This is a genomic window from Mesorhizobium sp. B2-9-1 (genome assembly GCF_006439455.1).
GTDB lineage: Bacteria > Pseudomonadota > Alphaproteobacteria > Rhizobiales > Rhizobiaceae > Mesorhizobium.
This window is the reverse complement of record NZ_VFTP01000009.1, coordinates 153,974-167,517: the sequence shown is the minus strand read 5'-3', so window position 1 is coordinate 167,517 and position 13,544 is coordinate 153,974. Positions and strand designations below refer to the sequence as shown.

Below are 13,544 nucleotides of genomic sequence, written 5' to 3'. Positions count from 1 at the left end.
TCCAAATCTTTCGGCAAATCACGGTCCAGCCGGACCAGCATGGCCGGACCTAGCCACACTCCCCCGGACAAGGCAAGCAAACGCCGGATCGCCCATTGCCGGTTTGGCCATAAATTATGTCCGCTTCCGGGCAACATGTTGTGATCCGGCAACGGTGCCGCCTCGATCGCCGATATAGCGTCTGAACGCATCCGGTCCAGACCGATCGAAGAAATCCTCGGCGGGCCCGGCTGCCGCGATCGTGCCTTCGTCGAGAAATGCCACGTCCTGCCCGATGCGGCGCGCATCTTGCGGCTGATGCGTGACGAACAACACCGTCATTTCGCGCTCGGTATGGATGCCGGCCATAAGGTCCAGCATATCGTCACGCAGCGCCGGGCCGAGCGACGCGAAAGGTTCGTCGAGCAGCAAAACGGGTCGGTCGCGCAGCAGCACCCGCGCCAGCGCCACGCGCTGCCGCTCGCCGCCGGAAAGCTCGCGCGGCAGCCGCTTTTCCTTGCCGGCAAGACCAACCCGCGCCAGGGCCTCGGCGACGTCGGCGCGATCGGCGTCGCCGAGTTTCAGCGACGGCGAGCGGCCGAGCCCGACATTGGCTTCGACGGAAAGATGCGCAAACAAATTGTTTTCCTGGAACACCATCGACACCGGCCGCGCCGAGGGCGGCGTGTTTCCGAGATCGACGCCGCCGATCAGGACCTTGCCCGCATCGGGCGCTTCGAAGCCGGCTATCAGATTGAGCAGCGTCGACTTGCCGGAGCCGCTCGGCCCCATGATGGCGGCGATCCTGCCGGCCGCGAAATCGGCGTCGAAGCGGAAGGAGGATTCGCCATAGCTGAACGAGACGCCGTCCAGCGCGACGGCGAGGCCCTTTTGCGCGGCGGTGCCGTCGATGGTCGTCGTCATGACTTTCCTTCCCGCCCCAGCCAGTCGGCGGCGACCACCAGCATCAGGCAGACGAGGCCGAGCAGCAAGGCAAGTCCCGCGGCGTCGGCTGTCCGGTAGCTGCTCATGCGCGCCAAAAGCAGATAGGGCAAGGTCTGCACGGAATCGCTGCCGAACAGCGCGATCACGCCGAGATCGCCGAGCGACAGCGCCATGGCGAAGGCGAAGCCGGTGGCCAAGGGCCGCCTGAGCGAAGGCCAGTCTATCAGGCTGAGCCGGTTCCAGCCGGTTATGCCGAGCGCAAGGCAAAGCCGCTCGTGGCGCTCGCTCGCCGCGTCATAGGCCGGGCGTACGGCGCGGATGGCGAAGGGCATCGCCATCACTGCGTTGACGGCGACGACCATGACCGGCGCGATGGCAAAGACATCGGTGATATGGCGCAGCGCCAGGAACCAGCCGGCGCCAAGCACGATCGGCGGCACGACGAGCACGAAGCCGGCGCCGGTGTCGGCGGCATGTTCGAGCAGGCCCATGGCCCCGCCTGCCCGGCGCCGTAGGGCCAGCGCGCGCCGTGCCGCGATCAACGCCAGCGACAGCGTCACGCTGAGAAGCGCCGCAAGCAGGGCAAGGCCGGCGCTGGTGAGGGTGGCGCGGCGCACCGCCGCCTCACCGGCCAACCGTCCGAGATCCGCCCCCAGACCTGAAAGCACGGTCGCCAGCATCGGTCCGGCGACGAACAGCAGGGCAAGCATGATGAAGCCGGCATTCAGCGCGCTTTCGATTCGGCCCGCCGAAAGGTAGCGGCGCGGCGCCACCGGCAGATTGGCATCACCGACCGTGTTGGCGCCGAGCCGCGTGAGCGCTGCGACCACGACGAAGGTGAGCGCGATCTGCAGAAACGTCAGTGTTACGGCCCGCGCGGGATCGAAATCGAAGCGCAGCGCCTGGTAGATGGCCACTTCCAGCGTCGTCGCGGCCGGACCGCCGCCCAGCGTCAGCACGATGGTGAAGGAGGTGATGCAGAGCATGAAGACCAGCCCGGCAATCCCCGGCAGGGCCGCGCGCAGCACCGGCCATTCGATCAGCCGGAAGGCCGGCCGAGCACCCATGCCGAGCTGGCTCGCCAGCCGCCACTGGTCGGCGGGAACGGTGCCCAGCGCCTCGAGGAACAGGCGCGTCGCCAAGGGCAGGTTGAAGAAGACATGAGCGACAAGGATGCCGGAGAGGCCGTAGATACCCGGCCAATCCGCACCGCCAAGTCCGGCGAAGACGCCGGCAAAATATCCGGCCCGACCGTAGAGCGCCAGGACGCCGAGCGCGGCGACGATCGCCGGCAGGGCCAGTGGCACGGCGAACAATTGCAGGATCGGGCGGCGGCCGGGAAAGGCTGGATGCCGGGACAAAGCGCGCGCCACGAGCACCGCCGGCCCGACCGACAGCAGCGTCGACAGAGCCGCCTGCCACAGCGTGAAGCGCGCGACGCGCAGGAGATAATTGTCGAAGGCGGCGGCAGCGCCGGAGAGATCGTGCGCGCCTTCGACGGCGAGGCCGGCGAAGGCACCGCCGATGAGCATGGCGATGGCCGCGAGCGCGACGACGCCGGCAGTGATGCGGGAGTCACGTGCAGGGTGCACGCTGCACCACCGGGGCAGGACTGAAAACTAGAGAGCGCCGTGTTCCTTCGCGCCCCCCTCTGTCCTGCCGGACATCTCCCCCTCTAGGGGGGAGATTGGCAGCTTTGGCGCCGCGCTCGATCCTGCAACGTCGGAGATTGGCGAAGGTCGGCGTGACAGCCAATCTCCCCCCTTGAGGGGGAGATGTCCGGCAGGACAGAGAGGGGGGCCTTGGCGCAAGCATCGCAGCCCTACTTGCTCATCACCGCCAGCCACTCATCCACCCACGCCTTGCGGTTGGCGGCGACCTCCTGCGGGCTGAACAGCAAGGTCTTGGTCGGCTTCACCAGTTTGTCGAAGGCCGGGTTGAGCGGCTTGTCGGTCTTGCCGGCGGGGAACATCCAGTTGGTTTCCGGAATGACATCCTGGAATTTCGGTCCCGTCATGAAGGCGATGAACTTTTGCGCCAGCAGGTTCTTCGCGCCCGTCTTGGTGATGCCGGCAACCTCGATCTGCAGGTACTCGCCCTCCTCGAACGAGGCCGCCTGGTAGCGCTCGGTGTTCTCGGCCACCATGTGGTAGGCCGGCGAGGTGGTGTAGGACAGCACCATCGGCGCCTCGCCCTTGGTGAACAGGCCATAGGCTTCGCTCCAGCCCGGAGTCACCGTCAGGACCTTGGTCTTGAGCTTTGCCCAGGCCTTCGGCGCCTTGTCGCCATAGACCGACTTCACCCACAAAAGCAGCCCGAGGCCGGGCGTCGAGGTGCGCGGATCCTGAATGACTATCTTGTCCGTGCCGCCACCCTCGACCAGCTCCTTCAGGCTCTTCGGCGGGACTTTAAGCTTCTGCGTGTCATAGACGACGGCGAAATAGCCGTAGTCGAAAGGCACGAAAGTGTCGTCGCTCCAGCCGCCAGGCACGTCGATGCCGGAGACTTCGCCATGCGGTGCGAATAGTCCGCTCGCCTTGGCGTCGGCGGTGAGATTGGTGTCGAGGCCGAGCACGATGTCGGCCTTGGTGCCGGCGCCTTCGAGCTTGACGCGGTTGAGGAGCGCAACGCCGTCGGCCACCGAGACGAATTCGAGATCGCAGCCGCATTCGGCCTCGAATTCCTTCTTCACCGCCGGGCCGGGACCCCAATCGGCGGTAAAGCTTTCATAGGTATAGACGGTGAGCTTGTCCTTCGCGGCGGCAGGCGCGACGCCCGCCAGAAGCGAAACAAAGCCGGTTGCAAGAATGAGATGGGACAGCATTGCGCGCATATCGGCGCCTCCTTCGTTCGAGTGACAAGGAATTGAGGCGCCGGATCGTCCGAAACGTCTAATCCCTCCGCCGGTACAAACCGGATCAGGTTCAGCGGGTTGGCTTGATCGCCTCTCAGCCGGATCACGTCCGGCACCCCGTTAGAGCGTTTCGACAGATAGGCCCGGCCGAAGCAGCGCGCAAGCGGAAGTTTGCCGGGCAGCTAATGTTCGCCGGCAGGCTGGCAGCCGAAGCGCGCGGCATCCCGCTTCCGTTTCGCCCGACGGGCTGATAAGGGCGACGGCCATGGGCACATTCACCATCCTGCTTGGCGGCGAGCTTATCCGCACGCCCCGGCTCGAACGCCAGATCGAAGGCTCGCGCGTCATCGCCGCCGATGCCGGCATCGGCCATGCCCGCATGCTCGGCCTGATGCCGGAGCTCTGGGTTGGCGATTTCGACTCGGTGCCGACCAACCTGCCGGATGATCTCGCCGCCGTGGCGCGAAAAGTCTTCCCGGCCGAGAAAGACATGACCGATGGCGAGCTCGCCATAGCGGAAGCGCTTCAGCGAGGCGCCACCAGCCTCGTGTTGGCCGGTGCCTTTGGCGGCAAGCGCGCCGATCATGCCTTCCTGCATCTGGCGATGGCCATGCGGCTGGCCGAGGCTGGCACGACCGTGCTGCTGACCAGCGGCGCGCAGGAAGGCGTTCCCATCCTGCGCGGCAAGGCCAGCTTCGACTATGACGACGGCACCTTGTTTTCGGTGCTCGGCCTTTCCGACCTGTCCGGCCTGACGGTCACCGGCGCCAAATGGCCGCTCGACCGCGTGGAGGTGGCGTTCGGTTCCTCGCTCACTATATCAAACGAGGTCAAAGGGCAGCTTGGCATCGCGCTGGAGCGCGGCCGGGCGCTGCTTCTGGCCCACCCCTATCCTCTTCCAGAAAGTTGACATGGCGCCGCCACTTCTCAACCTCGACGGCATTAGACTGACCTTCGGCGGCACCCCGCTGCTCGACGGCGCGGCGCTCAGCGCATCCGCCGGCGAGAAGATCGCGCTGGTCGGACGCAACGGCTCGGGCAAGTCGACGCTGCTCAAGATCGCCGCCGGGATGATCGAGCCGCAGGACGGCGAGGTGTTCCGCCAGCCTTCGGCCACGGTCCGCTATCTGCCGCAGATGCCGGACATGGACGGCTTCGCCGACGTGCGCGCCTATGTCGAGGCGGGCCTTGGCCCGGCCGACGATCCGCATCGCGCCACCTATCTGATGGAACATCTTGGCCTGACCGGCGAGGAGCGGCCGAACGACCTGTCCGGCGGCGAGGCGCGCCGCGCCGCCCTTGCCCGCGTCATGGCGCCGGAACCCGACATCCTGCTCCTCGACGAGCCGACCAACCATCTCGACCTTTCGGTGATTGAATGGCTGGAAGAAGAACTCGCCCGCACCTCCTCCGCGGTGATCCTGATCTCGCACGACCGCCGCTTTCTCGAGCGCGTCACGCGCGCCACCGTCTGGCTGGACCGCGGCCAGACGCGGCGGCTGGACAAGGGCTTTGCGCATTTCGAGGAATGGCGCGACCAGGTGCTGGAAGAGGAAGAGCGCGACCAGCACAAGCTCGGCCGCCAGATCGTGCGCGAGGAACATTGGCTGCGCTATGGCGTGACCGCCAGGCGCAAGCGCAACATGCGCCGCCTCGGCGAGTTGCAAACCATGCGCCAGCGCTTCCGCAGCCATCGCGGAGCAGAGGGCACCGCGACGATGGTGGCCAGCGACGCCGCCGAATCCGGCAAGCTGGTGATCGAGGCCAGGAACATCGACAAGAGCTTTGGCGATCTCACCGTGGTCAAGGGGTTCTCGACCCGCATCCAGCGCGGCGACCGCGTCGGCCTGGTCGGCCCGAACGGTGCCGGCAAGACGACATTGTTGAAGATGCTGACCGGCGAGCTGGCACCGGACGCCGGCACCGTGCGGCTCGGCGTCAATCTCGAGATTGCGACGCTCGATCAGAAGCGCGAGGCCGTTGATCCGCAGGAGACGCTGGCGCATTACCTCACCGACGGACGCGGCGAGAACCTTGTCGTCAATGGCGAGCAGCGTCATGTCGTCTCCTACATGAAGGATTTCCTGTTCAAGCCGGAGCAGGCCCGCACGCCGGTGCGCGAGCTTTCCGGCGGCGAACGCGCGCGGCTGCTTTTGGCCCGCGTGCTGGCCCGGCCGGCGAACCTTCTGGTGCTCGACGAGCCGACCAACGATCTCGACATGGAGACGCTAGAGCTGCTGCAGGAGCTTGTCGCGGGCTTTGCCGGAACCGTGATCCTGGTCAGCCACGACCGCGATTTTCTCGACCGCACCGTCACCAGCGTGATCGCGCCGGACGGCGGCGGCCGCTGGATCGAATATGCCGGCGGCTATTCCGACATGCTGGCGCAGCGCGGCGGCTCCAGGCTGGCAGACCGCAAGGCAAGGTCCAAGACCGAGGCGAGCGAGGTTGGGTCGAAAGCCGAACCGGCGGCACCCAAAGGCCCCGCGAAAAAGCTCTCGTTCAAGCAGAAATTCGCACTGGATTTGCTGCCTAAGAAGATCGAAGCGGTGACGGCCTCGATCTCGCGGCTGGAGAACAACATCGCCGACCCGTCCTTCTACGAGCGCGATCCCGCCTCGTTCCAGAAGACTATCGCCGCGCTCGACAAGGAGCGCACGACGCTTGCCGCACTCGAGGAAGAGTGGCTGGAACTGGAGATGCTGCGCGAAGAGATGGAGGGGTGAAGGGCGGTCGCACCTTGCCACAATAGGGGGATGCGCATACTATCTACGCATGTTGCGGAGGTCATCATGCGCAAGATAGCCGCAAATGCGGTCCGTCAGCCTGCAAATCTATCGATCGATTCCCGGCTCATGAAGGAAGCAAAAGGTCTCAATGTGAATGTGTCCCGCGCCGCTGAGGCCGGGATTGCCGAAGCGGTCGCTGCCGAAAAAACACGACTTTGGAAGCTTGAGAACCGCGCCACCATGGATGCGTGGAACGACTATGTCGAAAAGCACGGCATTCCACTCAAGGAACATCGGCAGTTCTGATGGCGCGCTATGACGTCTTCGCTGCTGACGGCACCGAAGGCGTCTACCTTCTCGACGTCCAATCCGACCTGCTGGACAATTTCAAGACACGGGTCGTTGTCCCGCTTCTGCCGATCGCGACAGCTCCGTCCCCGATGCGCAAGCTTCATCCGATCTTCGAGATCAACGGGCGCAAGCTGGTGATGGCTACCCAATTGATCGCCACGGTTTCAACGACCGAGCTCGGCGAAAGCAGGCTGAACCTGACGCGGCATCACGACGAGATCGTCGCCGCTCTCGACATGCTGTTTCAGGGCTTCTAGAGCAATTCCAGGAAAAGTGTGAGCGGTTTTCCGTCCGGAATTGCGTAAAAAAACAAAGAGATAGGGCGTTTTGTCGTTTCCGTGAAACGGTGAAACGCACTGAGCGGCGGCTTAAAACCGCCGCTGCCATCAGCCCGACTTCTTCGCCGCCCAGGCCTTCAGCGCCTCGTCAAACACCTTCTCGCCGGGGATGCCCTTTTCCATGGTGAGCAGGGCGCGGCGTCCGGTCTTGTAGACCACCGGCACGTCGATCCAGGCCTGGCCTCTCAGCAGCGTCAGGTTGGCGTCCTCGTCGGCCTTGGTGTCGTTGAGCGCGACGAGGAAGAAGCCGTCGGCGATCTTGGCCGGGATGCCGATCAGCGGGCTGCCGGCGTCCTGCTCGGAGCTCTTCATGGCAATGCGCAGGATGTTGTCGACGCCGCCGCCGTCGAACCCTTCCGGCGTCAGGAAGATCATCTCGATGATGTGGCTGGCGGGCAGCGTCTGGTCGGTGTTGCGCCGGATCGTCATGCGCAGCTGGATATTCTTGCCCGGGATCGTCGCCTCGGCGCGGATCGCCGGTTCCGGCGGCAGGTCGCCGCCGGGCGATTCCTGCACAAGCGACCACACGATGCTGCCTGGCTCGGCCGTGCCCTGCTGCGTGCTGGTGCGCTCCTCATAGAAGATCGCCTTCTGCCCGACCGGCACCGTTGCCTCGGCAGTCGCCGGCGCGGGCGCAGCCGGTGTCGTGCCCGCGGGCGGCGGCGTTGTCGCTGCCGCAGGCGGCGTGGCGCCGGCTGCGGGCGGCGTTGCCGCGGTAGCCGCCGGCGGCGTGATTGCGGCTGCGGGCGGCGTTGGATTGGCAGCGTCGGTCGCCGGCGCTCCGGCGGCAGGCGTCTCAGGCGTCGGCGTGGCAGGAGCAGGCGTGGCCGGAGCAGGCGGGGTCGTCGCCGGCGTAGCCGGCGGCCGCGAGGTCAGCGCCGCGACGGATTCGCCTTCGCCGATCGTGGCCTGTCCGCCGGCCGGGCCGGGATCGGTCTCCTTGCCCTCGGGCGTCAGGCGTTGCGTGAACTTGTTGGTGTCGGCCGCCTCGCCGGCGCCGGACGCAGCCGGCGCGGCCGCCGTCTCCGTCGCCGGCTTGGCCGGAGCCGGCTTGACCAGCGGCTCTGTCGAGGCCGTCTTGCTGCCACCGCCGCCAAGGCCGAAGAGCGACCCGAACGCATTCTTGTTCAGCCATATGCCGTAGCCGCCGCCGGCCAGCACCAGGAGCGCGACGACGGCGGCGATCAAGCCGCCATAGCTGCGCTTGCGCTTTTGCGGCTGTGGCCGCAGGCGCTGGAAGGTATCGGCCGCCGGCTGCTCGTCATTGGCAAAGACATCGCTGCCGTCATCGGCCTCGTCCATGTCCGCCAGGCCTACATCGTCTTCGCGCGGCGACGGCATCGGCGGCGGCGCCTTCTGCCAGGCTGGTTCCGCCTTTGGCGCAGTCTGCCAGTTCGGCTCCGTCCTTGCCGTGTTCTGCCAGGCTGGCTCGTCCTTCGCAGGGGTTTGCCGCGCGGGTTCCGCCTTCGGCGCGCTTTGCCAGCTTGGTTCGGTCCTGGCGGGGGTGGGCGACGGCCTGAACGGCTCGGACTTGAACGGATCCGGCTTGGCGGGCTCAGGCGCCGCCGGCTGGCGGGAATGACTCGGCTGGTTCTTGTTGCGGTCGATGGAGGAGAAAATATGCTCCAGCTCCGCCAGCGGATCCTCGGCCGGAACGCGTTTGACATACTCGCGCTCGACACTGGAAATGGCGTCTTCCAGCGAGCGCTTCTGCTTGCTGACGACATCGGGCGCAAGCGGCGGGGAATACTCGGCCAGTTTCTTTGCCAGCACCGCGCGGGCGCCGTCGTATATCTGCTTGCGCATCTCGAACGAAGGGTCGACCTTCTTGTCAAGCTGCTTTTTCAGAACACTAACGAAATCTGCCATGCGTCAGGTGACCTGCATTCTTTTCCCGCCGGCCGCAAATCAGCCATAGCGCCGGGAAGGGCTGTGAAACTAGTCTTGAAACGGGTCGGTCACAAGTATTGTGTCGTCCCGCTCGGGGCTGGTGGAGAGCAAGGCCACGGGGGCACCGATCAGCTCCTCGATATAGCGGACATATTTGACGGCTTGCGCCGGCAAATCGTTCCAGCTTCTGGCGCCGGCCGTGGTTCCCTTCCAGCCTTCGAGCGTCTCGTAGACGGGCTCGACCCGCGCTTGCGCGCCCTGGCTGGCCGGCAGGTAATCGATCGTCTCGCCGTCGAGGCGATAGCCCGTGCAGACCTTGATCTCGTCGAGCCCGTCGAGCACGTCGAGCTTGGTGAGGGCGATGCCCTTGATGCCGTTGACGGCGACGGCCTGGCGCACCAGCACGGCGTCGAACCAGCCGCAGCGGCGCTTGCGGCCGGTGACGACGCCGAACTCGTGGCCGCGCGTGCCGAGGAACTCGCCGATCTCGTTCTTCTGCTCGGTCGGGAACGGTCCTTCGCCGACGCGCGTCGTGTAGGCCTTGGTGATGCCGAGCACATAGCCGATGACGCCGGGGCCTACGCCCGAACCGGCTGCGGCCTGCCCGGCCACGGTGTTGGACGAGGTGACGAAGGGATAGGTGCCGTGGTCGATGTCGAGCAGCGTGCCCTGCGCGCCCTCGAACAGGATGCGTTCGCCGGCGCGGCGCCTGTCGTCGAGCACCTTCCAGACGCGGTCCATGTAAGGCAGGATCTCGGCGGCCACCGAGGTCAGTTCCTGCATGATCGCCTCATGCGTCGCTTCCGCATGACCGAGCCCGCGGCGCAGCGCATTGTGATGCGTCAGCAGCCTGTCGACCTTCAAGGGGAGCGTTTCCATATCCGCCAAATCCATCACCCGCACCGCGCGCCGGCCCACCTTGTCCTCATAGGCGGGGCCGATGCCGCGGCGTGTCGTGCCAATCTTGGTTCCGGAATTCGAGGCGGCGTCTTCGCGCAATCCGTCCAGCTCCCGGTGCAGCGACAGGATAAGCGCGGTGTTTTCGGCTATTTTCAGGCGTTCCGGCGTGACCTCCACGCCCTGCTCCTTGAGCTTCTTGGCTTCGGCGACGAAGGCATGCGGATCGAACACCACGCCGTTGCCGATGATCGAAAGCTTGCCCTGCCTGACCACGCCGGAGGGCAACAGCGACAGCTTGTAGACCTTGCCGTCGACGACCAGCGTGTGGCCGGCATTGTGGCCGCCCTGGAAGCGCACGACCACATCGGCACGTTCCGACAGCCAGTCGACGATCTTGCCCTTGCCTTCGTCGCCCCACTGCGAGCCGACGACCACCACATTCGCCATGTTCTTTTCCCTTGAAATGCCGCGCGGGCGGCCTGAAACGACAGGCCTCTATAGCGTCAAGCGGCGGTTGGCGCGACCCTTTCTTTGCCGCCGAAACCATCGCTGGAGCGTGACCCGAACCGAACGTCGGCGAAGCCAAAAAGCGGGAACCGGCTTCCGCAAGTGACCATGCCCCTCAAGGACTTGGATCAAAATGACGCCAACGGCGAGACGTCAACCTGGCCCAGGCACAACAAATTTCGGCCTTCGCATCATTTACTTGGAGCCGCCGCCACTCTAAGGCGTGTTGATATTCAGGTCAGGCCGATCCGAAAATGGCGAGTTCCGAGAACCGGAGCGGAGCGTACTTAAAGTACGTGAGCACCGGAAGCGCAGGAAACCGGCATTTGCAGGCCGGCATCACCTGAATATCAACACGCCTTGGGCCGGGCTGAACCGTCGAACACTCTGCAGGGCCGGAACCTCCATGCACCGAGCCGCCTATCTGTTCCTTCTGTCGACCATGCTCCTGTGGGGCGGCAATTCGGTGGCGGGCAAGCTTGCCGTCGGCCATGTCTCGCCGATGACCTTGGTGTTCCTGCGCTGGGTGATGGCGGTGCTGATCCTGCTGCCCATCGGCTGGCGGATGCTGCGTGAGGATTGGCCCGAAGTGCGCAGGCACTGGAGGCTGCTTGCCGGGCTCGGCGCTTGCGGCTTCACCATCTTCAACGTCATCTTCTACACGGCGCTCAACTACACGACCGCCATCAACGTCTCGATCGAGCAGGCAGCCATCCCGATCGTCATCATCCTTGCCAATTTCGTGCTGTTCAGGCTGCGCGTGCAGCCTCTGCAGATCGTCGGCGTCGTGCTCACCATCGCCGGCGTCGCGCTGACGGCAAGTCATGGCGACGTCGGCCAGTTGCTGAAGCTCGACCTCAATTTCGGCGACGCCATCATGCTTGTGGCGGTGCTTTGCTACAGCCTCTATTCGGTGGGACTGCGCCTCAGGCCGGCAATCCGCTGGCAAAGTTTCATGCTGGCGCTGTCGATTGCCGCGCTGCTGGTTTCCCTGCCCTTCTTCGTCTGGGAGGTCGCGTCTGGCCGCGTCATCGTGCCGGACGCCCGTGGCTGGACGCTCACGCTCTACACGGCGCTTGGCGCTTCGGTCGTCTCGCAGGTCCTCTACATCAAGGGCAACGAATTGATCGGCGCCAACCGCGCCGGCCTGTTCATCAATCTGGTGCCGATCTTCGGCACGTTGCTTTCGGTGCTGATCGTCGGCGAGCAGTTTCAGGCTTATCAGGCCTTCGCGCTGGCACTTGTCCTCGGCGGCATTGCGCTTGCCGAGTACAGCGGCAGCCGAGCAGCGCTGCAGACAGGGTGAATATCAACTTCCCGGCAAGCGGCCATCGGGTGACGGCCATCTCATGAATGCCCCGCTTGCTGATGCAAGCGGGGCGTTTCATGTCTGGACGTTTACTCGCCGCCAACGTCGAAGCGCAGCCGCTTCGCCGAGTCGATCGACTTGTGCGCGCGTACCTGCTCCAGCACACTTTCCGGGAAGGGCGCATCGAGATAAAGCAGCGCTATCGCATCGCCGCCCGGTCGGTTGCGGCCGAGCTGGAAGTTGGCGATGTTGACGCCGTTCTCGCCGCACACCGTGCCGAGCAGGCCGATGATGCCGGGCGCGTCGGCATTGGTGGTGTAGAGCATGTGCTGGCCGACCTCGGCATCGAGATTGATGCCCTTGATCTGGATGAAGCGCGGCTTGTGGTCGGAGAAGCAGGTGCCGGCGATCGAGCGCGTCATATGCTCGGTCTTGACGGTGAGCTTGATATAGCCGTCGAACACGCCCGACTTGTCGCGCTTGACCTCGGCGACGATGATGCCGCGCTCCTTCACCATGATCGGCGCCGACACCATGTTGACGTCGGAGACCTGCGGCCGGATGAGGCCGGCAAGGGCAGCGCTCACCAGCGCGCGCGTGTTCATCGTCGCGGTCGAGCCGTCGAACAGGATCTCGACCTCCTTGATCGGATCCTCGGTGACCTGGCCGACAAAGGCGCCGAGCACTTCGGCAAGCTTGACGAAGGGTTTCAGCCGCGGCGCCTCCTCGGCTGTGATCGAAGGCATGTTGATTGCATTGGAGACCGCGCCCTTGATCAGGTAGTCGCTCATCTGCTCGGCGACCTGCAGCGCGACATTCTCCTGCGCCTCGGTGGTCGAGGCGCCGAGATGCGGCGTTGCTACGACATTGTCCATGCCGAACAGCGGGTTGTTCTCGGCCGGCTCGACCTCGAACACGTCGATGCCCGCGCCCGCCACCTTGCCGCTCTTCAGCGCCGCGACCAGGTCCGCCTCGACGACCAATCCGCCGCGGGCGCAATTGATGATGCGCACACCGTCCTTCATCTTGGCGATCGCCGCCGCATCGATGATGTTGCGCGTCTTGTCGGTCAGCGGCGTGTGCAGCGTGATGAAGTCGGCGCGGGCGAAGAGCTCGTCGAGCTCGACCTTCTGAACGCCGAGCTCCTCGGCGCGGCTGTCGGACAGGAACGGATCGAAGGCGATCACATGCATCTTCAGCCCGACGCCGCGCGTGGCGACGATCGAGCCGATATTGCCGCAGCCGATCACGCCCAGCGTTTTGCTGGTGATCTCGACACCCATGAAGCGGTTCTTTTCCCATTTGCCGGAATGGGTCGAGGCATTGGCTTCCGGTATCTGCCGCGCCAGCGCGAAGATCATCGCCACCGCATGCTCGGCAGTGGTGATCGAATTGCCGAAGGGCGTGTTCATCACGATGATGCCCTTGCGGCTGGCGGCCGGGATATCGACATTGTCGACGCCGATACCGGCGCGACCGACGACCTTGAGCCTGGTTGCCGCATTGATCAGCTTCTCGGTGACCTTGGTCGTCGAGCGGATGGCGAGGCCGTCATACTGGCCGATCACCTCGGCGAGCTTTTCCTTGTCCTTGCCGAGATCGGGCAGATAGTCGACGTCGATGCCGCGATCCTTGAAGATCTGCACGGCGGTGGTGGAAAGTTTATCCGAAACGAGAACGCGGGGCGCCATTGCGGCCTCCTTGACGTGGGAATGGATGTGTCGGGAAATGGCGGCCCGCTG

11 protein-coding genes and 1 riboswitch are annotated in these 13,544 nt (G+C 65.1%); of the genes, 5 read left to right on the top strand and 6 right to left on the bottom strand.

The window, feature by feature from the left end; genetic code table 11:
* Nucleotides 1–114: 114 nt before the first annotated feature.
* The 3 genes from thiQ to thiB form a co-directional block, all read right to left on the bottom strand.
* On the bottom strand, nt 115–903 hold the full coding sequence (gene thiQ / locus FJW05_RS17905; protein WP_140634451.1) for a thiamine ABC transporter ATP-binding protein: 789 nt from the start codon (nt 901–903) through the stop codon (nt 115–117).
* On the bottom strand, nt 900–2,516 hold the full coding sequence (gene thiP, locus FJW05_RS17900) for a thiamine/thiamine pyrophosphate ABC transporter permease (protein ID WP_140634449.1): 1,617 nt from the start codon (nt 2,514–2,516) through the stop codon (nt 900–902). The genes thiQ and thiP overlap by 4 nt, the downstream gene beginning before the upstream one ends.
* Nucleotides 2,517–2,746: 230 nt before the next feature.
* A complete protein-coding gene (gene thiB / locus FJW05_RS17890) occupies nt 2,747–3,757 on the bottom strand; it encodes a thiamine ABC transporter substrate binding subunit (RefSeq protein ID WP_140634447.1) in 1,011 nt (336 codons plus the stop codon).
* Nucleotides 3,758–3,802: 45 nt separating this feature from the next.
* Nucleotides 3,803–3,908: riboswitch (TPP riboswitch) on the bottom strand.
* Between the two features lie 135 nt (nt 3,909–4,043).
* Between thiB and FJW05_RS17885 the strand changes: the two genes are divergently transcribed.
* The 4 genes from FJW05_RS17885 to FJW05_RS17870 all read left to right on the top strand — a co-directional run bounded on the left by FJW05_RS17885 (nt 4,044) and on the right by FJW05_RS17870 (nt 7,115).
* A complete protein-coding gene (locus FJW05_RS17885; RefSeq protein ID WP_140634445.1) occupies nt 4,044–4,688 on the top strand; it encodes a thiamine diphosphokinase in 645 nt (214 codons plus the stop codon).
* A gap of 1 nt (nt 4,689) precedes the next feature.
* A complete protein-coding gene (locus FJW05_RS17880) occupies nt 4,690–6,504 on the top strand; it encodes an ABC-F family ATP-binding cassette domain-containing protein (protein ID WP_140634443.1) in 1,815 nt (604 codons plus the stop codon).
* A 66-nt stretch (nt 6,505–6,570) separates the two neighbouring features.
* A complete protein-coding gene (locus tag FJW05_RS17875; protein ID WP_140547068.1) occupies nt 6,571–6,813 on the top strand; it encodes a type II toxin-antitoxin system CcdA family antitoxin in 243 nt (80 codons plus the stop codon).
* Nucleotides 6,813–7,115 carry a CcdB family protein gene (locus FJW05_RS17870; RefSeq protein WP_140547069.1) on the top strand — a complete coding sequence of 101 codons (303 nt, stop codon included), beginning with the start codon at nt 6,813–6,815 and terminating at the stop codon, nt 7,113–7,115. The genes FJW05_RS17875 and FJW05_RS17870 overlap by 1 nt, the downstream gene beginning before the upstream one ends.
* A gap of 129 nt (nt 7,116–7,244) precedes the next feature.
* On the opposite strand, the gene FJW05_RS17865 is transcribed toward FJW05_RS17870, so the two are convergent.
* The gene (locus FJW05_RS17865; protein WP_140634442.1) at nt 7,245–9,065 is read right to left on the bottom strand and encodes a hypothetical protein; all 1,821 of its coding nucleotides are present in this window, start codon (nt 9,063–9,065) and stop codon (nt 7,245–7,247) included.
* A gap of 69 nt (nt 9,066–9,134) precedes the next feature.
* On the bottom strand, nt 9,135–10,433 hold the full coding sequence (locus tag FJW05_RS17860) for an adenylosuccinate synthase (RefSeq protein ID WP_140634440.1): 1,299 nt from the start codon (nt 10,431–10,433) through the stop codon (nt 9,135–9,137).
* 466 nt (nt 10,434–10,899) lie between these two features.
* Here FJW05_RS17860 and FJW05_RS17855 point away from each other — a divergent pair, with 466 nt between their 5' ends.
* Nucleotides 10,900–11,799: a DMT family transporter gene (locus FJW05_RS17855; protein ID WP_140634438.1), complete on the top strand. Its 900-nt coding sequence runs from the start codon at nt 10,900–10,902 to the stop codon at nt 11,797–11,799.
* A gap of 92 nt (nt 11,800–11,891) precedes the next feature.
* Here the strand turns inward: FJW05_RS17855 and serA are convergent, their stop codons facing one another.
* The gene (serA, locus tag FJW05_RS17850; RefSeq protein WP_140634436.1) at nt 11,892–13,493 is read right to left on the bottom strand and encodes a phosphoglycerate dehydrogenase; all 1,602 of its coding nucleotides are present in this window, start codon (nt 13,491–13,493) and stop codon (nt 11,892–11,894) included.
* Nucleotides 13,494–13,544: the final 51 nt, after the last annotated feature.